The sequence below is a fragment of the Nitratireductor indicus C115 genome, assembly GCF_000300515.1.
Lineage (GTDB): Bacteria > Pseudomonadota > Alphaproteobacteria > Rhizobiales > Rhizobiaceae > Nitratireductor > Nitratireductor indicus.
Genome location: NZ_AMSI01000004.1, coordinates 226,337 through 247,182 on the forward strand (window position 1 = coordinate 226,337; position 20,846 = coordinate 247,182).

General features: G+C 60.4%; 18 protein-coding genes and 1 pseudogene. 5 read left to right on the plus strand and 14 right to left on the minus strand.

All coding sequences use genetic code 11. The annotated features are described in order from the left end of the window. Window positions 1-49: 49 nt before the first annotated feature. The 3 genes from NA8A_RS07635 to NA8A_RS07645 are packed head-to-tail and all read left to right on the plus strand — an operon-like array spanning window position 50 to window position 2,465. Entirely contained in the window at window positions 50-838 is a 789-nt protein-coding gene (locus tag NA8A_RS07635; protein WP_009756336.1) for an enoyl-CoA hydratase-related protein, read from the plus strand. A 19-nt stretch (window positions 839-857) separates the two neighbouring features. After that, entirely contained in the window at window positions 858-1,790 is a 933-nt protein-coding gene (locus NA8A_RS07640; RefSeq protein ID WP_009756337.1) for a hydroxymethylglutaryl-CoA lyase, read from the plus strand. A 30-nt stretch (window positions 1,791-1,820) separates the two neighbouring features. Further along, window positions 1,821-2,465 (plus strand): glutathione S-transferase family protein, encoded by a 645-nt coding sequence (locus NA8A_RS07645; protein WP_040672026.1) that lies wholly within the window; start codon window positions 1,821-1,823, stop codon window positions 2,463-2,465. Window positions 2,466-2,480: 15 nt separating this feature from the next. On the opposite strand, the gene NA8A_RS07650 is transcribed toward NA8A_RS07645, so the two are convergent. The 6 genes from NA8A_RS07650 to NA8A_RS07675 form a co-directional block, all read right to left on the minus strand. Next, window positions 2,481-4,205 (minus strand): ABC transporter ATP-binding protein, encoded by a 1,725-nt coding sequence (locus NA8A_RS07650; RefSeq protein ID WP_009756339.1) that lies wholly within the window; start codon window positions 4,203-4,205, stop codon window positions 2,481-2,483. A 62-nt stretch (window positions 4,206-4,267) separates the two neighbouring features. Next, the gene (locus tag NA8A_RS07655) at window positions 4,268-5,254 is read right to left on the minus strand and encodes an ABC transporter substrate-binding protein (protein WP_009756340.1); all 987 of its coding nucleotides are present in this window, start codon (window positions 5,252-5,254) and stop codon (window positions 4,268-4,270) included. Between the two features lie 11 nt (window positions 5,255-5,265). Then, window positions 5,266-6,330 carry a FecCD family ABC transporter permease gene (locus tag NA8A_RS07660; RefSeq protein WP_009756341.1) on the minus strand — a complete coding sequence of 355 codons (1,065 nt, stop codon included), beginning with the start codon at window positions 6,328-6,330 and terminating at the stop codon, window positions 5,266-5,268. After that, the gene (locus NA8A_RS07665) at window positions 6,327-7,346 is read right to left on the minus strand and encodes a FecCD family ABC transporter permease (protein WP_009756342.1); all 1,020 of its coding nucleotides are present in this window, start codon (window positions 7,344-7,346) and stop codon (window positions 6,327-6,329) included. Before NA8A_RS07665 ends, NA8A_RS07660 begins: the two co-directional genes overlap by 4 nt. Continuing rightward, window positions 7,343-8,137 (minus strand): ATP-binding cassette domain-containing protein, encoded by a 795-nt coding sequence (locus tag NA8A_RS07670; protein ID WP_040672029.1) that lies wholly within the window; start codon window positions 8,135-8,137, stop codon window positions 7,343-7,345. Before NA8A_RS07670 ends, NA8A_RS07665 begins: the two co-directional genes overlap by 4 nt. 168 nt (window positions 8,138-8,305) lie before the next feature. Beyond that, window positions 8,306-10,369 (minus strand): TonB-dependent receptor, encoded by a 2,064-nt coding sequence (locus NA8A_RS07675; RefSeq protein ID WP_009756344.1) that lies wholly within the window; start codon window positions 10,367-10,369, stop codon window positions 8,306-8,308. Between the two features lie 296 nt (window positions 10,370-10,665). Here NA8A_RS07675 and NA8A_RS07680 point away from each other — a divergent pair, with 296 nt between their 5' ends. Beyond that, on the plus strand, window positions 10,666-11,448 hold the full coding sequence (locus NA8A_RS07680) for an IclR family transcriptional regulator (RefSeq protein ID WP_040672031.1): 783 nt from the start codon (window positions 10,666-10,668) through the stop codon (window positions 11,446-11,448). 28 nt (window positions 11,449-11,476) lie between these two features. On the opposite strand, the gene NA8A_RS07685 is transcribed toward NA8A_RS07680, so the two are convergent. The 7 genes from NA8A_RS07685 to NA8A_RS07715 form a co-directional block, all read right to left on the minus strand. Further along, the gene (locus NA8A_RS07685; RefSeq protein ID WP_009756346.1) at window positions 11,477-12,772 is read right to left on the minus strand and encodes an NtaA/DmoA family FMN-dependent monooxygenase; all 1,296 of its coding nucleotides are present in this window, start codon (window positions 12,770-12,772) and stop codon (window positions 11,477-11,479) included. 189 nt (window positions 12,773-12,961) lie between these two features. After that, window positions 12,962-13,708, minus strand: coding sequence for a siderophore-interacting protein (locus NA8A_RS07690; RefSeq protein WP_009756347.1), 747 nt, complete (start codon window positions 13,706-13,708; stop codon window positions 12,962-12,964). Between the two features lie 283 nt (window positions 13,709-13,991). Further along, entirely contained in the window at window positions 13,992-14,729 is a 738-nt protein-coding gene (locus NA8A_RS07695; protein WP_009756348.1) for an amino acid ABC transporter ATP-binding protein, read from the minus strand. Beyond that, complete coding sequence (locus NA8A_RS07700) at window positions 14,726-15,835, minus strand: amino acid ABC transporter permease (protein WP_009756349.1); 1,110 nt, start codon at window positions 15,833-15,835, stop codon at window positions 14,726-14,728. The genes NA8A_RS07695 and NA8A_RS07700 overlap by 4 nt, the downstream gene beginning before the upstream one ends. Continuing rightward, the gene (locus NA8A_RS07705) at window positions 15,835-16,977 is read right to left on the minus strand and encodes an amino acid ABC transporter permease (protein WP_009756350.1); all 1,143 of its coding nucleotides are present in this window, start codon (window positions 16,975-16,977) and stop codon (window positions 15,835-15,837) included. The genes NA8A_RS07700 and NA8A_RS07705 overlap by 1 nt, the downstream gene beginning before the upstream one ends. Window positions 16,978-16,981: 4 nt before the next feature. Beyond that, a complete protein-coding gene (locus tag NA8A_RS07710; RefSeq protein WP_009756351.1) occupies window positions 16,982-18,007 on the minus strand; it encodes an amino acid ABC transporter substrate-binding protein in 1,026 nt (341 codons plus the stop codon). 74 nt (window positions 18,008-18,081) lie between these two features. Then, window positions 18,082-19,245, minus strand: a complete 1,164-nt coding sequence (locus NA8A_RS07715; RefSeq protein WP_009756352.1) for a trans-sulfuration enzyme family protein — start codon at window positions 19,243-19,245, stop codon at window positions 18,082-18,084. A 90-nt stretch (window positions 19,246-19,335) separates the two neighbouring features. Between NA8A_RS07715 and NA8A_RS07720 the strand changes: the two genes are divergently transcribed. Beyond that, a complete protein-coding gene (locus NA8A_RS07720; protein WP_009756353.1) occupies window positions 19,336-20,211 on the plus strand; it encodes a LysR substrate-binding domain-containing protein in 876 nt (291 codons plus the stop codon). Between the two features lie 25 nt (window positions 20,212-20,236). Here the strand turns inward: NA8A_RS07720 and NA8A_RS24630 are convergent. Continuing rightward, window positions 20,237-20,799: pseudogene (locus tag NA8A_RS24630) on the minus strand (FGGY family carbohydrate kinase); the annotation flags it as partial. Between the last annotated feature and the right edge of the window lie 47 nt (window positions 20,800-20,846).

The following is a 20,846-nucleotide window of genomic DNA, read 5'->3' on the forward strand; positions in this document are numbered from 1 at the left end:
AGTCAGGTGAAGTCGCCTGACATCCGCATAGAAGAGAGGTCGCCTGACCATGAATTTCGAAACGATCCTCGTCGAAAACCCCGAGCAGCATGTGGTGCTCGTCACCTTGAACCGACCTGAGGCACGCAACGCATTCAACACGCGCATGGCGGAAGAGCTCGTGGCGCTTTTCGAAGGCTTCCGGCTCGACCCCGTGGAGCCGCGCTGCATCGTTCTGACAGGGGCCGGCGACCGCGCCTTCTGCGCGGGCGGAGACCTCAAGGAACGCCGTGGCATGAGCGACGATCAGTGGCGCCGGCAGCATCTCGTGTTCGAACGCATGGCGCGGGCGGTGATCTTCTGTCCCGTCCCCGTCATCGCCGCCGTCAATGGCGCTGCCTTCGGCGGTGGCTGCGAACTCGCGGGCGCCTGCGATTTCATCTACGCCTCGCAGACGGCACGTTTCGCCCTGACCGAAGTCACGCTCGGCATCATCCCCGGCGCCGGCGGCACGCAGACGCTGCCGAGGGCCGTGGGAACGCGCCGCGCCAAGGAGGTCATTTTCACCGGTGAACCCTTCGATGCTCAGGCAGCACTCGAATGGGGCTTTGCCAATCGGGTCTGCGCGCCAGACACTCTGTTGCCCGAGGCTATCGCGACGGCAACGCGGATCGCCGCCAACGCGCCGATTTCCATCCGGCAGGCAAAGCAGGCCATAGCGCGGGGCTGCGAAATGAGCCTCGCCGACGGGCTGGCCTTCGAGATCGAGGCCTATAACCGCACGGTTCCTTCCGCCGACAGGCAGGAGGGCATCGAAGCCTTCAACGAAAAGCGCAAACCCCGCTTCAAAGGGGTCTGATTCAGCCGGGAGAATTGAGATGGCGGAAAAGGCATCGGTTCGCGAAGTGGGCCTGCGCGACGGTCTACAGCTTGCGAAGGACTTTCTGGACACACAGATAAAGCTGGAATGGGCGCGCGCAGAGGCGGCGGCAGGCGTTCGGGAAATCGAGGTGACCTCCTTCGTCCCGCCTCATGTCATCGCGCAGTTTTCCGACGCGGGAACGGTCGCCTCGACAGCGCTCACCATTCCCGGTCTGCTGGCTTCCGCGCTCATTCCAAACCTGCGCGGCGCGCAGACGGGTTTCGATCTGGGCGTTGCAAAGCTGAACTTCGTCTGCTCGGCCAGCGAAGCGCACAATCAGGCCAATGTCCGGCGCAGCACGGATGAGTCCCTGGCCGATTTCGACCGCATCATGGACGAGCGCAAGGCGCGCGGGCTTGACGGGAAGACGGCAATCGCCGGCGGCATAGCAACGAGCTTCGGCTGCACCATACAGGGAGCCGTGCCGGAAGAGCGGGTTCTCGCCATCGCCTCGGCCTATGCGGAAGCCGGCGCCGACGAGATCATGGTTGCCGACACGGTCGGCTATGCGAACCCGAACCAGGTCCGGCGCATTCTGGCCGCCGTCGTGCGCGAGGTCGCCCCCCTGCCGGTCGCCGCCCATTTCCACGACACACGCGGGCTGGGCCTTGCCAATGTCGTCGCCGCGCTCGATGCCGGGGTCAGATTGTTCGACAGTTCTCTTGCGGGGCTGGGCGGATGCCCGTTCGCACCCGGGGCGAGCGGCAACATCAACACAGAGGATTGTGTCTATCTGCTGGAATCGATGGGGTTCGATACCGGCGTTGATCTGGATGCGCTGCTGCGCCTGCGCGAAAGATTGCCGCAATGGCTGCCCCAGGAGAAGCTGACCGGCGCCATAGAGCGGGCCGGACTGCCGAAGACATTCGTTTGCGCACACGCCGCCTGAGCGGTGCCGAATTACTGGAGGACTACATACATGCCGCTGCTACACTGGTCTCCCCGCTCGCCCTATGTTCGAAAGGTCATGGTGGCATTCCATGAGAAGGGCCTCGCCGACACCATTCAAACCACACGAACCACGGCGGACCCCATGGTCCCGCATGAAGAATTGATGCTGGTGAACCCGCTCAGCAAGATTCCAACGCTCGAGCGCGAGGACGGTCCTCCCCTTTGGGACAGCCGCGTGATCATGGAATGGGCCGACAGAACCGGAGAAAGCGGTCCCCGCCTCTTTCCGGAAGCGCCGGAACAGCGTGAAATCGCACTGCGCGACGAAGCGCTCGGTACGGGCATGCTGGATATCGCATTGCCATGGCTGGTGGAGCTCTATATGCGCCCGCCCGAACAGCGCTCCGAAATCCAGATCGCGGCCTGGCGCAGAAAGCTGGCCAGTACCCTCGACTGGCTCGAAAGCCATATCGCCGAAATCGATGCCCGTTCCTTCGATGCCGGGCATCTGAGCATCGGTGTGGCCCTTTGCTATCTGAATTTCCGGTTCTCCTCGGAGGGCTGGCCGAACAACCGTCCCACGCTTGCCGCATGGCACGCCCGTTTCCGCGAGCGGCCTTCCGTCATCGCCACCGAATTTCGCGACGATCCCCGCCCGCAAGCCGCCGGCTGACGGCCAATCGCGATTTCACGCGCCCGACTGGGCGGCATGAAGCTGGCGATACCGTCCATCCGAGGCGACGAGAACGGCATGATTGCCCTCCTCGACAATGCGGCCGTCTTCCACCACCAGGATGCGGTCTGCATTGGCGATGGTTGCAAGCCGATGGGCGATAACCAGCGTGGTGCGCCCCTCGGACAGATCCGACAGGGATTGCTGTATCGCGCGCTCCGTTTCGGTATCGAGCGCCGAGGTCGCCTCGTCCAGGATGAGGATCGGCGGATTTTTCAGGAAGATGCGGGCAATCGCCAGACGTTGCTTCTGGCCACCCGATAGCTTGACGCCGCGTTCGCCGATCACCGTGTCCAGGCCTGAAGGCAGGGCCGCAATCACGCTTTCAAGCCGTGCGCGCCGCGCCGCCTCAAGAATCTCGTTCTCGCTGGCGTCCAGCCGTCCGTAGGCGATGTTCTCCCTGATGGTGCCCGCAAACAGAAAGACGTCCTGCTGCACGATCCCGATGTTGGAGCGCAGCGACTTCATCGTCATGTCGCGGATATCCATGCCATCAATGCTGATCGAGCCTTCGCTGACTTCATAGAAGCGCGGCAACAGCGAGCATATGGTGGTCTTGCCGGCACCCGATGGTCCAACCAGGGCAACCGTTTCCCCCGCTTTCACCGCAAGGTTCAAGCCGGATAAAACCCGCCGCCCGGTTCCGTAGTCGAAGGCCACATCGCGATAGACGATATCGCCCTTCAGACGGTCGACGACGCCCGCTCCCGGCCGATCGGCGATATCCGGCTCCGTTTCCAGAAACTTCCGATAGCGTTCGAAGCCGGCGAGCCCTTTCGGATACATCTCGATCACCGTATTGATCATGTCGAGGGGGCGAAAGAACACATTGACCAGGAGCAGGAAGCCGACAAAACCGCCGGCGGTCAGCTCGCCATGGACGACAAACCACGCTCCGACCAGCATCACCACCACCTGCACAAAGCGCATCGACAGGTAGGAAAGCGATATGGACGCCGCCATCACCTTGTAGGCTGCAAGCTTGGTCGTCAGGTAATTTTGATTGTTCTCGGCAAACAGCTTGCGCTCATGATCCTCATTGGCAAATGCCTGGACCACGCGAATGCCCCCGACATTTTCCTCGATGCGCGCATTGAACTCGGCGACGCGACGATAGATGGCGCGCCATGTCCGGGTCATGCGGCTTCCATAGTAAAGGGTGATGAACGCCGACAGGGGCAACACCACGGCGGTGACCAGCGCCAGCGGCACATGCACCCACAGCATCAGAACGAAAGCACAGATCAACGTCATTACGGCTATGAACAAATCCTCGGGACCGTGATGCGCGACTTCGCCGATCTCCTCCAGGTCCTTGGTCAGACGGGCCACCAGATGGCCGGTCTTCTCATTATCGAAGAACCCGAAAGACAGTTTCTGCAGGTGATCGAAGGCCTTGCGCCGCATCTCGGTCTCGATGCGAATTCCAAGCATGTGCCCCCAATAGGTGACGATGACACGCAAGGCCGCATTGACGAGATAGACGAGCAGAAGCCCCGTTGCGGCAAGCGCTATCAAACCGAGCTGGCCCGTCGGCAACAGCCGGTCGATGAACAGCGTGACGGCAATGGGAAAGGCCAGTTCCAGCATCCCGGCCACAACCGCGCTGGAGAAATCGAGCCAGAACAGGCCGCGATGCGGTCTGTAGTAAACTGCGAAACGTTTGAGGGTGTCGATCATGCTTCTTGCCGGAGGTCAGGATATGGGAATGCAGCACTCAAAGCCCTGGTCATAGACCGTGGTCAGCGCTTGCTCCATTGCTCGAATGCCGAAAGTGTGTGCAGCGCGCTCTGGATCGTGGGCGTGGCGACCTGGGCGGAGTTGAGGAATATGATCTGGTCCTCCTTCGCCACCCGCATGAACCGGCTCCAGCCGGGAGCGATGGCATCGAGCCGTGCACGTATGCCTTCCTCGCTCTGGTCGGTGCTCATATAGCTGTTCATGACGACCAGAAGATCGGGGTCGAGACGAGCGAATTCCTCAGAGCTCAGCGGTACCGCAAAGCCGCGCCCCCTCGCCGGTTCGCTGGTAACGCGGTCTGCCCAGTCATATTGCTTGTAACCCAGATCGCGGATCGCCTGTATCGCGCCCGAGACATCGCGCACCGCACTGATCTGGTCGAAGACGATGATCGCGAGATAGGTTTTCTCGCGCGGATCCTCCGGAAGACCGGAGCGGACCTCGTCGACACGCTCCATATAAGAAGCACGCTTGGCCTCGAACACCTCCGAACGACCAAGGACTTCGGCCAATTGCTTCTCGATGGAAAACCCTGCTTCGCCCACCGACATCGTCGCCTGAAGGTAGACAGGCGCGATCTCCGAAAGGACATCGGACTGGGCCGTTTGCTGACCCATGCCGACGATCAGATCGGGTTTCAAAGCGCGCAGCTTCTCAAGGTCGATGTTTCCCACGGGGCCGATCCCGCCGATACGCAGGGACGGATCATCGCCAAAGACGCTTTTTATGAAATCGACATCATAGATGCTGGCTCCATTTTCCGCCCGGCCATAGACCCCAACCACGTCGAAACCCAATTCGATCAGAGGCAGGGCAATGAGCGCCTCGTGCAAGGCAACGATGCGGTTGGGCGTATCGGGTATCCGCAAGGTCCGACCGGCGTCGTCGACAACCTCGCGCGACTGGACCGCAGACTGGACCGCAGACTCGGCCACGGCCAGGCCACCGCTCAGCAACAAGACCACGACAGCCGTCATGAGCTTTCTCATATCCGTTTCCCTTATTGGCGCCGCATGCGGCGCATGGCGCGCAAGCGCAGTGTGAGAATGAACATCGGCACACCCAGCATGACGATGGCGAGACCGGTCGGCAGCGGGATGTCCCCCGCAAAGGCGCGCGTCATCATGTCTGCGCATATGACGAGCAGGGACCCGACCGCCGCAGAAAGGACCAGCCTGCCCCGGCCCGATGTCGGGCTTATGAAGTTTGCGAGATGCGGTGCCATCACCCCCAGGAAGGCAAGCGGCCCGACAGCGGATACGGCCGCCGAAGTCAACAGAACGGCGGTGACGAGAATGACGGGCTTCGACAAGGGAAGATTCTCGCCCAGCGACATCGCCATCTGATCGCCCATGTCGTAGCTGCGCAGCGAACGGCCAAGCAGCAGAATGGCCGGCACACCCAGGGCGAACCATGGAGTGAAGGTCGCAAGGCTGTTCCAGGAGGAGCGGAAAAGCGACCCGGCCATCCAGTCTGCCAGAGCCAGCGAGACTTCAGGCGGCGTGTAGAGCACCAGGACTGAGGTCACCGAGGACAGGGTCGTCTCGACCGCAATTCCCATCAGGAGGATCGCCATGCCGCCGGCATTTCCACGTCCCACAAGCAGGAGCAACAGGATGCCCACCGCGAGACCGCCGCCAAGCGCCGCCAACGGCAAAACGCCCTGCGGCATCGTCGGAAACAGAACGAAGATCAGCATGAGCGCCGTCATCGATCCCTGGCTGAGCCCCAGCAGTCCGGGATCGGCCAAAGGGTTCTGCGATAGCGACTGAAGCATTGCACCGGTCAATGCGATCGACCCGCCGACCAGCACCCCCATCAGGATACGCGGCAGGCGCACCTCCCAGATCGCAAAAGCCAGATCGCCGCCGCCCGGTCCACGCCGCAGCGTAGCCGCAGCATCGCCAAGCGTTATCGGCGTGGTGCCGACGGTCAGTGAAACGATTGCCGCAATCAGTATTGCAACGAGAAGACACGCAAGCGTCGTCAAGTCCCCGACGCGAATCTGGAGGCCGCCGGAGAGCCTCACGACACGACGACCGTCGAGTGCCCGGGCAAGGATCATCGGCTTGCCTCCCTTACGCCAGGCGACAGGTAGTAGCGTTTGACGATGATGGCGAAGACGAGGCCACCGAGCAGATCCATCATGATGCCGGTGTGCAATATGTGCGGCGCGAAGACTGTTCGAGCGGCCAGATCGGCAAGCAGGCAGATCGCAGCGCCGATCAGCGCATTTGCCGGCAAAGCGCGCGCAAAGGATGCGCCGACAAAGGGGCGCACGATATGGGGCGTCACCAGCCCGACGAAGCCGATAGGACCGCAAATGGCAACAGCCGAACTGACCGACACCACGACGGCACCAACCGATATCCAGGTGACCCGCGAAACATCGACACCCGCCGAAGCCGCTTTCTCGCGGCCGAATGTCACCAGCGTCAGGGGTCTGGCAAGCACCATGAGCAGGCCAAGCCCCAGCGCGCCGAGCCACCAGAAATCCATCAGGCGCTCGACATAGACATGATTGATATTGCCCGACGCCCAGCTCAGAAAATCGCTGCGGCGCGACGGACTTGCCAGCATGATGGCATTTGCGACACTTCCGTAGAGCATCGAGAGGACGGCGCCCGACAGGATAAGCGCCAGACCGCGCGGGTCCTTCGACATGCCGGTCATGCGGGTCACGAAAAGACAACTCACGAAGCCGAACAATCCGCCTGCAATGGCAGCAACGCCCTGCCATTCCATGGGCAGGTTGAAGATGAATGCCCCCACGATGACAAAAAGCATCGCCCCGGAATTGATGCCCAGGATGCCCGGCGAGGCAAGCGGATTGCGCGTCAGCCCCTGCAGGACAGCGCCGCCGCAAGCCATCGTCGCGCCCAGAAAGACTGCGATCAGCGCGCGCGGCAAACGCTGATAGACGACGACGAAATGATCGTAATCATCGGCATCGAAGGCAAGCAGCGCTCGGACAACGCTGCGCAGATCGATGGAAGTCGCGCCGAATGCGAGGTTTGCAAGCAGGGCTGCGAGCACAACCGTCGCACCGGCCAGCATCGCGGGATAGCGATATCGGATCATGTGACGACGTCTGTCCTGTTTCGCGGCAGGCAGACCAGACGCTCGTCACGGATGAAGACGTCGGCATCGAAATCGAAGACCCGGCGGACATTGTCGGCGGTGATCGTGGTTCTTGTGTCGCTGTGCGAGACAACCTTTCCATCGTGCATCATCACCACCTCGTCCGCGAATGCAGACGTCAGGTTGAGGTCGTGCAGAACCGCGACGATGGTCTTGCCACGCTGCGTCAAAGACCGGATCAGGGCGAGGATCGCGTATTGATAGTGAACATCAAGATGATTAACCGGCTCATCAAGCAGGATGGTGTCGGCATCCTGTGCGAGGATCATGGCTATCCAGGCGCGTTGACGTTGCCCGCCAGACAGCGCGTTGACCGGCTTCGAAGCCATGCCCTCAAGTCCGACAGTGGCAAGGGCATCCATGAACAGGGCACGGTCTCTTTCGCCCGGCCCGCCGAACAGCGAATAGCGCGCATAACCGCCGAGCTCGACCAGTTCACCGAGCGTGATGTAGTCGGGGCAATAATTTTCCTGCGGCAGATAAGCCACCCGTTTCGCCAATTCCCTTCTGCCGATCCCATGGAGCGGCGTATCGTTCAGCAATACGCTTCCCGACGATGCCGGAAGAAACCCCATGATCGCCTTGATGAGGGTCGATTTCCCGCACCCATTCGGGCCCACCAGCGCCGTGAAACGACCGTCGGCGAATTGAACCGACACGCCGTCAACCACAGGCTTGGCTGAAGGAGCATAGGAAACAGTCAGATCGTTGCAGGTAAGCAGGGGCACGATAAATCCGGTTGGGTCCTGGTTGCGACGGTCATCAGGGAACAGCGCGGCTTTCGTTTCACGAGGCGGTCACCACCTGCGCTATCGGGCAATGCCCGCGCAGGGCGCCTTCGCGATCCGGGCCATCTCTCCAGTATGGCCCGGCGTGCAACATGCCTCTCCCGACGGGGTCTAGAAATCGACACGCATGCCCGCGCCGAATGTGCGCGGTTGCACGATGCTTGCGCTTATGACGCTGCCGCGCCCACCGATCGATGTCGCTGCCCTTTCGTCGAAAATGTTCTTCACGTAGCCGAAGATCTTGATGTTGTCTTTTGGCCGGTAGGACATGTTCACATTCGCGACGGTGTATGGCTCGACCGCATAGGCGACGGTGTTTGCGTCGTCGGAGAAATAACCGTCGACATGACGGATATTGCCTCCGAAATTCCACCGCTCCGTGATGTCCCAGTCGAAGCCGAAGCCGATCATGTAGCCGGGCGACTTCGCGAATTCGTTGCCCTCGAAATCAGCGCTCGAATCGGTGAACTTCGTGATCTTGGTACGCAGCAAGCCAAGCGAGCCGTTGAGCCGCAGGCTGTCCGAGACGCTCCACGTCGCACCCAGTTCGACACCATAGGAATGCGCGCGATCCGCATTCAGCGTCGCGCTCGTCTGCAGGTCGAGTTCGGGAATATAGGTCCGCGAATAGCGATGCGCATCGCGGAAATCGCTGTAGAAGAGATTTCCGGTAAGTATGAGGTCGCCGTCGAGCAGGCTGGCGCGGCTGAACAACTCGTAATTCCAGACCGTTTCCTTGCGGAAGGGAACGAACATTTCACGCGTCGTGTCGAGCGAGACGCCGCCCGGATTGTAACCGCGATTGACAAGCGCACCGACCGTCAGATCGGGCGTGATATTATAGGACACCGAAATCTTGGGCAGTATGTCATCGAAAGTGCCGTCGAAGGAGACGGGAGTTCCCGCATAACTTCCCGTACGGGTCATCGTGTCGCGCTGATAGCGAAGGCCGCCGGTCACGGACCATTTGTCGGTCAGTCGGTAGGTCAGCTCGGAATATATGCCAAGGCTTTCCTTGCTGTCGCGAAAATCGATTCCGCCCAGGAAGTGCAGCGCTTCGTCTGCCTTGACATTGCGATAGAACGCGCCGGCGACGCCCGTCAAACGACCGTCCATCGCTTCGAAAGTGGCCCGGGTCTCATTCGAGAAATCGGTCTGGTCGATCTCGGCAGAGCCATTGTCGGAAGGATTATAAAGCCGGCGGATATCCGACACCGAATACTGCGTCTGGTTGAACAGCGTGACACCATTCTCCATCTCGTAGCTCAGATCCAGAATACCTGTATCCGTCTTGTTGTCCCAACTGACGACCGCAGTCGAATTGCTTTCATATCCGTTGAATGGATAGGGGATGGATTCCGACTGCGGACCGTTCGATTCAGTATGGCTGTATGTGAACTTCGCCTCCAGGCCGGGGATCGCCGAGGGCTTCCATAACAGTTTTCCCCTGCCGTTCTTCACCGAGATATTGGGGTCTGCGTCACCCGGATCGAAGGCGGGGTTCACGAAATCGATAATGCTGTCACGACCGTAGAAATCGAGCGCCAGACGGCCGGCAAGCTCATCCTGAATAAGCGGGCCGGAAGCCATCAGGGAAAGTCGCCGCCCCTCATTGCTGCTCACGCTGCCCTGGATGGATGCCTCCGGCGTCCATGTGGGGTCGTTCGTGTTGATGATGATCGCACCGGCAATGCTGTTTGCGCCTTGAGAAGTGGTTTGCGGCCCACGAAACACTTCCATCGCGCCAACATCCCACACCGACGTGTCGCCGAAATAGAGCTCGTTGAAACTGATATATCGCCCATCAACATTGATCGTGGCACGGGGAACGGTCCCCCCGTAAAATGCGGTGGCGCCCGTGTTCGGCCCCTCGATTGCCTGACCGCGTATCGTGCCTGCTCCAACGGTGTTCGGCACAAAGACATTGGGAATGTCATTGAGAACATCCTTGGCGGTGTTTTCCTGCACATTCTTTTCAAGCTCTTCCTCCGTCACGACCGTGACCGAAGAAGCGGTGTCGAAAATGCTGCGCACCATGCGCTCGCCCGTGACCGTAATCGTTTCGAGCACCGTGGCATTCTGCTGATCCTGCGCGGATGCAGTAAGCGTCAAGGCAGCAAGGATGGATAATCCGCTCGCAGTGCGCAGCAGAAGATTGGAAGAAATATGTGACATGAAGCCCCCAGGAAATCGGCTGTATACGCTGGCTGGGACTAGAGCCTTGGCTTGCTGAATGTGCTTTAATTCCACATTGCAAAATGGATTCCAAAAGTCAACTTTAAGACATGGATATACGATGCCGAAGCGGCGACTGTATCCGTTCTGCAACAGGTTTGACGGTCCGAGGAGGCATGATATTGCGTTCGAATGCGGGATACAGGGAGGAGCCGGATGGTATTTGAGACGATGGCGCCTCCGGGAGAGCCGGCTGCCAATCCGCTCTACGAGCGAGCGATCCGGAGCCAGTCCTCATGACCCGCGATAAAACGGATACAGAGAGAACGCCGCACTCTCCGGGACGCTCGGGCACTATCCAGTCGGTCGCCATTGCAAGCCGGTTTCTGAAGGTTCTTGCAAGCGCAAGAGGACCGATGGCGCTGAGTGAGGTCGCCAAGGAAACCCGTACGGGTGCATCGACCGCGCATCGTTATCTCAGGAGCCTGATTGCCGAAGGATTTGCCGCGCAGGATCCGGCCAGCGGCCGCTACGATCTCGGCCCGGCCGCACTCGGCATCGGCATGGGCGCGCTCCGCAGGATCGAGCCGGTGGAAGTGGCTGCCCGGCATATGAAGAAGCTCGCTGGGTCTCTCGCCGCAAGTGCCGGGGTCGCAATCTGGACGGAGCGCGGGCCGACACTCGTCCGCTGGTATCGCAGCGCCTATTTCTCGATCAGCACGGTCATGCTCGGGGATGTCCTTCCGGTGGACAACAGCGCCTGCGGGCTGGTCTTTCAGGCCTTCATGACGCCGAAGATGGTGGATGCCGCCCGACAACAACAACCGGCAAATTTTCGCGGCACACAACCCGACGCGGCAAGGCTGAGCTTCATCCGCCAGGCAGGTGCCGCCGAGCTCAATGAACACCTGTTTTCATCGCTCACCGGCAAAGCGGCCGCCATCTTCGATGCCCAGGGCGAAATTGCCTGTGTCGTGACAACGGTGTCACTCATCGATGCCGCACGGTCTGAGGAGCACTTCAGCCTCTTGGTCGAAGCCGCCAATGCGGCCTCGAAAGAGTGCGGCGGCACCGCCTGAGCAATCTCAGGCAGCATCGCCCTGCACCCTATCCGATACCCAGATGCGCGCCCAGGGAGGAGCCCTCATATTCCTTGCGGAACAGCCCCATTTCGCTCAAGCGCGGCATCAGCTCCTCGAAGAAGAGCTGCATCGATCCCCAAGAACCGCCAGGCAGCGAAATGAACCCGTCGATGGCGCCCGCCTCGTGCCACGTCACGATATCCTGGATGACATCGTCAACGGTGCCGACTGAAACCCAATGTGCCGAACCGACCACTTCCGGCCGCGCTAGCAATTCCTCGATGGTGGGTTCGTTCTCGGCGATAAAACGGCGCAACAGGTCCGCATGAGTCCGGCTGCGCACCGGCGTCTGCGGGTCGGGCAGGAAAGACGCCATGACGCGATCATCATCATCCATCTCGCCAATGTCGAGACCAATGATCGACCGGACGGATTCGACGCGCTTTTCGCGTCCGAGATGCGCATGTCCCAATCGATGCAGTTCGCGCGCTTCCTCCCGCGTCCGGGCAAGGAAGAAATACAATCCCGGCAGCACACGAATATCGTCGGGAGAACGCCCCTTCTGCGCGGCGCGCCGACGCAGGTCACCGCGCAGCTCGATGCCTGCCGCCAGATCCGGAATGGCGCCGAAAATGGCATCGGCGACAGAGGCGGCAAAATCGCGACCCGCATCCGAAGCCCCGGCCTGAAACAACGGTATCCGGCCGGCCGGATGCGCAGGAATGGCGAGCGGCCCACGCACCGAGAAAAACTCACCCCGATGGTCTATCGGAGCGGCATCGCCGCCGAACTGATTGCTGTTCCAGAGATCGCGCACGACATCGGTGAATTCGGCCGCACGGCGATAGCGCACTTCGGGGGACGGCAATGGCTCGTCGCTGAAATTCTGCGCGCCATCCATCGAGGTGACGATGTTCCAGCCGGCACGCCCATTGCTCATCCAGTTAAGCGATTGGAGCTGGCGGGCAACCTGATAGGGAGGGTTGAACGTGGTCGAGGCCGTGGTGACAAGGCCGATCTTGTCCGTCTCCTGCGACACGGCGGCAAGCATCAAAAGCGGGTCCAGGCCCACAGCCGCATTCTCCGGCGAAGCCGGCTTGTCGGTCCGCGACCGCTGCCCCGCACCTGAAGGCGGACCGCCCGTGAAATCGGGTTTGAAGACGAAATCGAGCTTGGCGTTCTCCGCCATCTTCGCCAGCTCCACATTGAAGCCGATGGTTCCCTTCCTGGAAGCTTCCGCATCCGCTTCATCCAGTGGCCGCGTACCCTTGCGCCATGTGGCAGTCAGGCTGAGGCCAATCGTCAGATGTCGCGATCCCATGGTTTGCACCTTTCTCGTTCAAATGAAGCGGGCGGCGATTTCATGAAAACGCAAACCCACTCGATCTCTTTGTCTTTCCCGGCTTTCAGGAGCAGCAGACGATCCCGCCCGATCGCAACTCGATCGCCGCACCGCCGCTGGAGCCGAAGGGTTTTCTGCGCAAGGCAAAGCGGAACGGGATGGGAGTGCTTAATCCTCGACGTGGTCGTGACCGCCGATGCGGCCCGGCCGCCAGTAGCCTTCCGAGGAGATCCGATCACGGGTGAAACCGCGCTCGATCAGGTGGTGGCGCTGCGAGCGCACATTGCTGGTTTCGCCTATGAGGTAGGCGTGGCCATTTCCTTCCGGAAATTCAAAGCCGGCGATGCGGTCGAGCATGATTGAACTCGGGCCGGCGTCTCCACCTGGCCGGTGTATCCACTCGATCTTTGCGTCCGCGCGGGTCGATAGTTCCTGCTCGTCCTCGCTCCCCGAAACCTCGATGAAGGCAAAGGCGCGCGCACCCGCCGGCATATCTTCCAGAATATGCAGGATGGCCGGGATGCAGGTCTCATCGCCGCAAAGCAGGTGCCAGTCTGCCGAGGGCGCGAATACGGTGCGGCCACGTGGACCGCGCGCGACGATCTCGTCGCCAGCCTTTGCGCTGCGTGCCCATGTCGGAGCGGGCGTGTTCCCATGCAGGACGAAATCCACCGCAAGCCGCTTTGCGGCCTTGTCGAGTGAACGGATCGTGTAGTCGCGACGGCCCGTTTCTCCATCCGGCAACGGCACCTGCATGACCAAAGCCTGGCCCGGCCTGTACTCAAATGTGTCGAGATTATCGGCGGTCAGCACCACGCGACGCATGCGCGGCGCAATGTCGAACGTTTCGATGACGGTGAATTTCCACTCCGCCAGATTGGGGCGCCGTGGAGGTGTTAAAGCTGAAGCGGTCATGAAGGATGCCTTGTGTGCTTGTCGCCGTCACCTCGGCGATACGGCTGTCGAACAGCATTATCGATAGCAAGATCGATTGAAGTGAAGCCGAACGAACAGGCATACGCCGCGCGCTCTGGCGGACGACATTTAGCACCCGTATTTTCTCGGTCAAGATAAGTTGATATTAAATATCATATTTATGTCGACAGATGAGCGGCGGCATCGCCTGACATCCGCTGAAATGCCGAGAACCAGACGTCCGGGCGCCGGGCGCCCAACAGGAAGCACGGCGCCCGGACGTTCAGGCGGTAACGAGCTTAGAGAGAAATCTGCGGCTGCGTTCGTCCTGCGGTGCGTCGAAGAACCGGTCAGGCGGTGCGATCTCCACAATCTCGCCGGCTTCCATATACACCACCAGATCCGCGACCTGCCGTGCAAAGCCCATCTCGTGGGTAACCACCACCATGGTCATACCACCCTCGGCAAGATCCACCATCGTATCCAGAACCTCGCGGATCATCTCGGGGTCGAGAGCGGATGTCGGCTCGTCGAAAAGCATGATCCGGGGCTGCATGCACAGGGCGCGGGCAATCGCAACACGCTGCTGCTGGCCTCCCGACAACTGCCCGGGATATTTGGTCGCCTGATCGAGTATGTGCACCCTTTCGAGATATGCGTGCGCGCGCTCCACCGCATCGCGACGGGCTGTCTTGCGGGACAGCACCTGCGGCATCACGCAGTTTTCCAGAACAGTCATGTGCGGGAAGAGGTTGAAGTGCTGAAACACCATACCGGCCTCCCGGCGAACCGCATCGAGATCGCGCAGATTGTCGCCCAACTCGATCCCGCCGATGCAGATGCGGCCACCGTCATGGCGCTCAAGCCTGTTGAGACAACGGATCAGCGTGGATTTTCCGGAACCCGAAGGCCCGCAGATCACGACGCGCTGTCTCTCCTCCACCGAGAAGTCGACGTCACGCAGTGCATGGTAGTTGCCGTAATATTTGTTCAGCCCGCTAACATCGATGGCGAGGGTCATGAATGGCTCCTTGCAGTGAGGTCCGTTTCGATGTGACGCGAATAGGCGGCGATGCCGTAGCAGATGACGAAATAAATCATCGCAACGAAGAGATAGGCTTCCGCCGAAGGTGCAGGCCACATCGGATCTGTCGCCGCGCTGCGAGCAGCGCTCAGCATGTCGAACACGCCGACGATCAGAACCAGCGAGGTGTTTTTCACCATGACGATCGCCGTGTTCGTGAGAGGCGGGATCACCTTCTGGATGGCCTGCGGCAACACGATGTGCCAGATCGTCCTCCAATAGGGGATACCCAGCGCCTGCGCCGCCTCGGTCTGACCGTAGGGCAGGCCCTGCAATCCACCACGGATCACTTCGGCGAGATAGGCCGCGGCGAAGATCGTCAGCGCGGCGAGCGTCCTGCCCAACTTGTCGATGTTCCAATCCGGCGGCAGGAACAGCGGCATGAGGATCGCTGCAACGAAAAGCAGACCGACCAGAGGCAATCCGCGAACCAGCTCGATAACCAGTACGGACAGACCCCGCGTCACGGGTTGTGCGGATCGCCGACCGAGCGCCAGCACAACCGAAAACGGAAAAGCGAGACCCAGCGAAAGAACCGCCAGAAGCAGGGTCACCGGCAAACCGCCCCATTTGGAGGTCGGCACGGGAGGAAGTCCCATCACGCCACCACCCATAAGAACAAGCATCACGGCAATGCCCGCTGCCCAGACGAGCAGGAGACGCGCACCCCAGAAGCGCGGCGAGAGGGTCAGCAGAACAAGCGCCATGATCAGGACGATCACGATCACGGCACGCCACTGTTCCTCCGGCGGATAAAGACCGAACAGGATCAGCCGCAGCTTGGCACCGATGAAAGCCCAGCAGGCACCGCCGGACTGGCATTCTGCGGGTGAAGCCACGGTCCAATGCGCGCGGATCAAAGCCCAGTCGATCACAGGAACGAAAGCATAGATGATCAGAACCGAGATCAATGTCAGCGCGATGGAAAGCCTATCCCCGAACAGAGTTTTCACAAATCCGGACAAGCGGGACTGCCGCTCGGGAACCTGTGTCATGGAGCCGCCAGTGTGCAGGCTCGTGAAGGTGGTTTTCTCGGTCGGCATCATCGTTCCACCAGCGCAATGCGCGCATTGAAGTAATTCATCAGGGCCGAGACACTCAGTGAAATGGTCAGGAAAACGCCGAGCATGATGAGAATGCTCTCAAGCGCCTGCCCGGTCTGGTTGATGACAGTATTCACGACCAGGCCCAGTTCGGGGTATCCCACGGCAACAGCAAGGGTCGTGTTCTTGACGGTCGACAGATATTGCGAGGTCATCGGCGGAACGATGACACGCAGCGCCTGCGGCAGGATGATCCTGAACATGATGTGTCGCTCGCTCACGCCGAGCGCCCGACCGCCCTCCCATTGCCCCTTGCCGACCGCTTCAATTCCGCCACGAATGATCTCTCCGGTGAACGCAGTGGTGTAGAGCGTAAGTCCGATGATGATGGCGGAGAATTCCGGCGACAAATACAGGCCACCGCGGAAATTGAGGCCATGGAGTTGCGGCGCCTCCAATGCAATGGGCCGACCCGCCAGAAGCCAGACCAGCACCAGGGCAGGAAGGAAAATCGCAAATCCCCAAAGCCATCTGCGCAATCGACCCTGACCAGCGGCCCAGTGGCGCAGGACTATCAGCAGCACCAGTGCCAGCAGAACCGCAACAGCAATCACGGTTCCACTGCCCGGCCCCATGACAAGCCCCGGCGCATAGACGCCGCGTAGCGACAGATAGAGTCCCGGCAGAGGGTTCAGCGCCTGCCGTACGGGCGGGAAAAGGGAGGTCGCAACGCCGTAAAAGAAAAGCAGCTGCACGATCAGCGGCACATTGCGAAACACGGTCACGTAAATTCCGGCAAGGCGCGACAGAAGCGGATGGCCGGAAAGGCGGGCGAGGGCCAGAGCCAGCCCGCCGATCGTTGCAAACAGGATTGTGAGGAAAGAGAGCCACAACGTATTCGCCAAGCCGACGACATAGGCCCAGAAAAAACTGTCCGATGGCGAATAGCGGAGCACTGTTTCGGAAATGGGGAATCGCGCCGGACGTTGCAGGAACTCATATCCCGTACGGATCCCCCGCTCCGCGAGATTCTGGACCGTATTGCCTCCGATCCAGAACAGGAGCCAGATCAGGCCGCCCAGGAGGACCGCCTGGAAAACACCGTTTCGCAGGCGGTCGGAATACCATAGCTCTCTCAACATGGCGCTACTGGAAAGCGAGTGGCAGCATCAATCCGCCGTTCCTGTAAAGCGCGTTGTAGCCGCGTTCGAGTTTGAGCGGGCTGTCCTTGCCGACATTGCGGTCGAACAGTTCGCCGTAATTGCCGAGCGCCTTGACGATCCGATAGGCGAAATCATCCGTCAGGCCGAGCGCCTTCCCGTTCCCCGGATCGGTGCCGAGGAAGCGGCGAATCCGCGGATCCTCGCTTTTCATCATCTCGTCGATATTGGCCTGTGTGATACCGAAATTCTCGGCCGCGATCAGTGCCTGTACTGACCACCGCACGATATCCATCCACTGGTCGTCTCCCTGGCGAACGGCCGGCGTCAGGGCATCAATGTATGGCGTGGCCGGAAAGATCACATAGTCGTCCGGCTTGTCGGCCATGCTTGCCCGAACCGATGCGAGAGCACCGGCATCCGTGATCAGCGCATCGCAGCGTCCTGAAAAGAATGCCTGTCGCGCAGCGGAGGTGTTATCGAAGATGACGGGCTTGAGATCGAGATCGTTCTGGGTGGAAACGTCGTTGACGACCACCTCCGTCGTGGACCCTGTCTGCACGCACACGGAGGCTCCCGCCATATCCTCGACTTTCGTGATGCCGAGCGCCTTCGGCATCATGAAACCCGTATATTCATAATAGTTGGGCTGGGTGAAGTTGATGCCATTGGTGTCGCGCTGAAGGGTCCAGGTCAGCGTACGCGGCAGCATGTCGATTTCACCGGTCTGAAGCGCCGGTATGCGCTGCTGGCCGGAAAGAGGCACGAAGTCGACGGCATCCTTGTCACCCAGCACGGCAATGGCCACGGCCCGGCAGGTCTCGATGTCGAGGCCTCGCCAATATCCGTTGCCATCCGGGGCACCGAAGCCGGGCGTTCCCTGACTTGCGCCGCATATCATGCGCCCGCGTTCCTTCACGGTTTCCAGCGTCGTCTTGGCGAATGCGGGAGCCGTGCCCAACAGTCCGGCCAGGGACAGCGCGATTGCAGCGTATTTCCTGCAGATGCTCATTTTATCTCTCCTCTGATCTTTGTTCTTTTTCATCTGGTTTCGGGAACGCGCGCACATTCGCGCGCATCCGGTTTTCAGGCCTGCGTGAGAATTCCAAAAAAGCGGTTCAGGTCGGAGCGCAGATCCTGCGGATCTTCGAGACCGATGCTCAATCTCAGGATCGTGCGGTCATTGCGCGGATGCGCGGTGGTGCGGTGAGCCGCCACGCTCATTGGCGCGATCAGGCTGCGGGTCCCTCCCCATGAGGCGCCGATGGCGAAGACTTCCAGCGCATCCAGCGCCCGGTCGAGCCGCGCTTGCCACTCTTCAGGCAACACCACGGAGAAGAGGCCGCTCGCCCCCTTGAAGTCGCGTTGCCACAATGGATGTCCGGGGCTTGAGGGAAGCACCGGCGAAAGCACTTCTACGGGATAGGATGCATCGATTTCCCGGGCGATTTCGCTTGCGACCTTTCCTGAATGAGCCAGTCGCACGGCCATCGTTTCCAATCCCCGCAGCACCAGGGAAACGGCATCCGGTGCGGTGTGATATCCCATCATTCGCATGACGTCGCGCAGCTTCTTGCGCAAGGTGAGATCGTTGACTGTCACCGACCCCATCAGAATGTCGGAGTGGCCGCTGGGATATTTCGTCAGCGCCTGCATGGAAAAATCGATGCCATGCGCCAGTGGCTTGAACAAAAGCGGCGTAGCCCAGGTATTGTCTATGCCCGTGAGAATACCGCGTTCCCGGGCAATAGCCGCGATGGCAGGGATATCCTCGATCTCCATCGTCGTGGAACCGGGGCTTTCGGTCCAGATAAGCTTGGTTTGCGGACGGATATAATCCCCGATCCGGGCGCCGGCTCCCGGCGGGAAAGTCGACCATTCGATGCCCAGAACGGACAGAAAATTCTCGCATAGGCCGGAGACCGGAGGATAGGCGGTCTCCGTGACCAGCACGTGATCGCCAGGCTTGAGAGCGCTCAGGAAGATCGCCGCGATGGCAGCCTGCCCCGACGGCAGGATAACCGTCTTCACGCCCCCCTCAAGCGCAGTCAGCTGTGCTTCGAGGACGCGCTGGGTGGGTGTCCCGTGCATTCCGTAGGAATAACTGTCGAGGTCGCGTGCGCCGCGCTTCGAATAGCTTTCCGCCGTGTCGAACACGATGGTCGAGGCCCGCTGCGTCGGCGGGCAGAGCGAAGCGAACTCGCTTTCATCGACGAAGGGATGGTGAACGGTAAGGGTCGCGTCACGCATGGAATTCTCCGGTTCTTGCCTACCGGTTGTTGCATGATGCGGCTAATAGAAATACTGATATAAAGACATAGTTCTATGCGTTAACCTGATATGAAGCATCGACAGATCGAAGCCTTCCACACGCTCATGATCTCGGGATCGACCGTGCGTGCGGCGGAAATCATGCAGATCACCCAACCGGCCGTGTCGCGATTGATCGCGGAGCTGGAGCATGCGGTGCAGTTTCCGCTGTTCGACCGGGTAAGGGGGCGGTTGGTTCCCACGCGGGAAGCCCGGCTCTTCTTTCGCGAAGTGGATGCTAGCTTCCGGGGGCTCGATCGAATCCGCGCGGCGGCTGCGGGTATCCGTGACTTCGGCGAAGGCAGTTTGCGCTTTGGCTGCTTTGCTGCGGGAAGTGCGAGCATCGCACCGCGTGCGATCAGGGAGTTTCGCAAGCTCTATCCGGAGACCCGCGTCACCTTCCACGTGAAATCGTCGGCCGATATTCGCAATGGCATAGTGGATGGGCAATATGATATCGGCCTGGCAGCCGACGAGATCGACCGTTCCGGGATCGATCTGCAGGTCTTTGGAAGTTACGCCGCCGTGATCGCCATGGCTCACGATCACCCGTTGGCCCGGTACGAAAAGCTGACCCCCGAGATACTGGGAGAAACCCCTTTGTTGGGCCTCGTCCCGGAAGACCGTGCCCGCCAACGCTTTGACAAGCTTCTGGAGGAACTGGGAGTAACACCTCGCTACGTTCTTGAAACACCCAATTCCGCGACGATCTGCGCATTGGCGGAAGAAGGGGACGCCGTCGGCATCGTCAACCCCGTAGTGATCGCATCCTTCAAGGGACGCGACGTGACCTTCCGGCCATTTGAACCGAAGGTCATGTTCCGCTCATTGCTTCTTTATCCGGCGGCGGAACAGAAATCGCGACTGATCCGAGAATTCACCAGGGTGCTCCTGGAACAGAGGTGAAGCTTCAGGCGCTTCACTTCCCGTTCACCCCAACGGACAGACCGAAGGCCGGATCGGCCAGCGGCGAACGGTTCCCGTGAAAATCCGGCAGAACATGCAGCCGGGCGGCAAGCTTATATCCTTCCCCAGCGCGCCTGAAGCGGACTGGGCGCCCTCACCGAACCATCATCCCGGCAAAGCCGCCAAGCACGCCAAGCGCTCCGCCATGGGCATCAATCAGCCCGGCACCGACCCTGCAGCGTTCCGTGAGACCAAGAGCGCCCGCTGCATTTGTAGTGAGTGGTCCAAGGCCCAGGCCGACGGGGCTTGCCTGTTCCGGTAATTGCCCACGTTCAAGCATATCCGGGATGCCGACCGTTTCAAAAAAAATCGTCCTGCCAACCGGTCTTCTCATGCGCAAGATAGGTCCATTTGCGGGTCAGTGTGCATTGCGAACGCGCGAAGGAACCCGATGCTTTCCAAGTCAGGAAATCGGCAAGGTCAAAAAATAACGGACCGCGCTCCAGCATTAGGCAGGTTTTGCTTCAGCCACATCAGCCTTGGCGTCTGCATCTCCGGCGACATGACGCCACCAATATAGTCAAGCACACGCACACCGTCGCAAGGCCGACATACTATTTGCCTCCACAGTTACA

Excerpts from the sequence above, each read along its gene's own strand:
- NA8A_RS07680 (WP_040672031.1), top strand. The coding sequence starts at position 10,666 with ATGACCCGCGATAAAACGGATACAGAGAGAACGCCGCACTCTCCGGGA.
- NA8A_RS07635 (WP_009756336.1), top strand. The coding sequence starts at position 50 with ATGAATTTCGAAACGATCCTCGTCGAAAACCCCGAGCAGCATGTGGTG.
- NA8A_RS07655 (WP_009756340.1), bottom strand. The coding sequence starts at position 5,254 with ATGAGAAAGCTCATGACGGCTGTCGTGGTCTTGTTGCTGAGCGGTGGC.
- NA8A_RS07665 (WP_009756342.1), bottom strand. The coding sequence starts at position 7,346 with ATGATCCGATATCGCTATCCCGCGATGCTGGCCGGTGCGACGGTTGTG.
- NA8A_RS07720 (WP_009756353.1), top strand. The coding sequence starts at position 19,336 with ATGAAGCATCGACAGATCGAAGCCTTCCACACGCTCATGATCTCGGGA.
- NA8A_RS07685 (WP_009756346.1), bottom strand. The coding sequence starts at position 12,772 with ATGGGATCGCGACATCTGACGATTGGCCTCAGCCTGACTGCCACATGG.
- NA8A_RS07710 (WP_009756351.1), bottom strand. The coding sequence starts at position 18,007 with ATGAGCATCTGCAGGAAATACGCTGCAATCGCGCTGTCCCTGGCCGGA.
- NA8A_RS07705 (WP_009756350.1), bottom strand. The coding sequence starts at position 16,977 with ATGTTGAGAGAGCTATGGTATTCCGACCGCCTGCGAAACGGTGTTTTC.
- NA8A_RS07640 (WP_009756337.1), top strand. The coding sequence starts at position 858 with ATGGCGGAAAAGGCATCGGTTCGCGAAGTGGGCCTGCGCGACGGTCTA.
- NA8A_RS07700 (WP_009756349.1), bottom strand. The coding sequence starts at position 15,835 with ATGCCGACCGAGAAAACCACCTTCACGAGCCTGCACACTGGCGGCTCC.
- NA8A_RS07695 (WP_009756348.1), bottom strand. The coding sequence starts at position 14,729 with ATGACCCTCGCCATCGATGTTAGCGGGCTGAACAAATATTACGGCAAC.
- NA8A_RS07675 (WP_009756344.1), bottom strand. The coding sequence starts at position 10,369 with ATGTCACATATTTCTTCCAATCTTCTGCTGCGCACTGCGAGCGGATTA.
- NA8A_RS07650 (WP_009756339.1), bottom strand. The coding sequence starts at position 4,205 with ATGATCGACACCCTCAAACGTTTCGCAGTTTACTACAGACCGCATCGC.
- NA8A_RS07645 (WP_040672026.1), top strand. The coding sequence starts at position 1,821 with ATGCCGCTGCTACACTGGTCTCCCCGCTCGCCCTATGTTCGAAAGGTC.
- NA8A_RS07715 (WP_009756352.1), bottom strand. The coding sequence starts at position 19,245 with ATGCGTGACGCGACCCTTACCGTTCACCATCCCTTCGTCGATGAAAGC.
- NA8A_RS07660 (WP_009756341.1), bottom strand. The coding sequence starts at position 6,330 with ATGATCCTTGCCCGGGCACTCGACGGTCGTCGTGTCGTGAGGCTCTCC.
- NA8A_RS07690 (WP_009756347.1), bottom strand. The coding sequence starts at position 13,708 with ATGACCGCTTCAGCTTTAACACCTCCACGGCGCCCCAATCTGGCGGAG.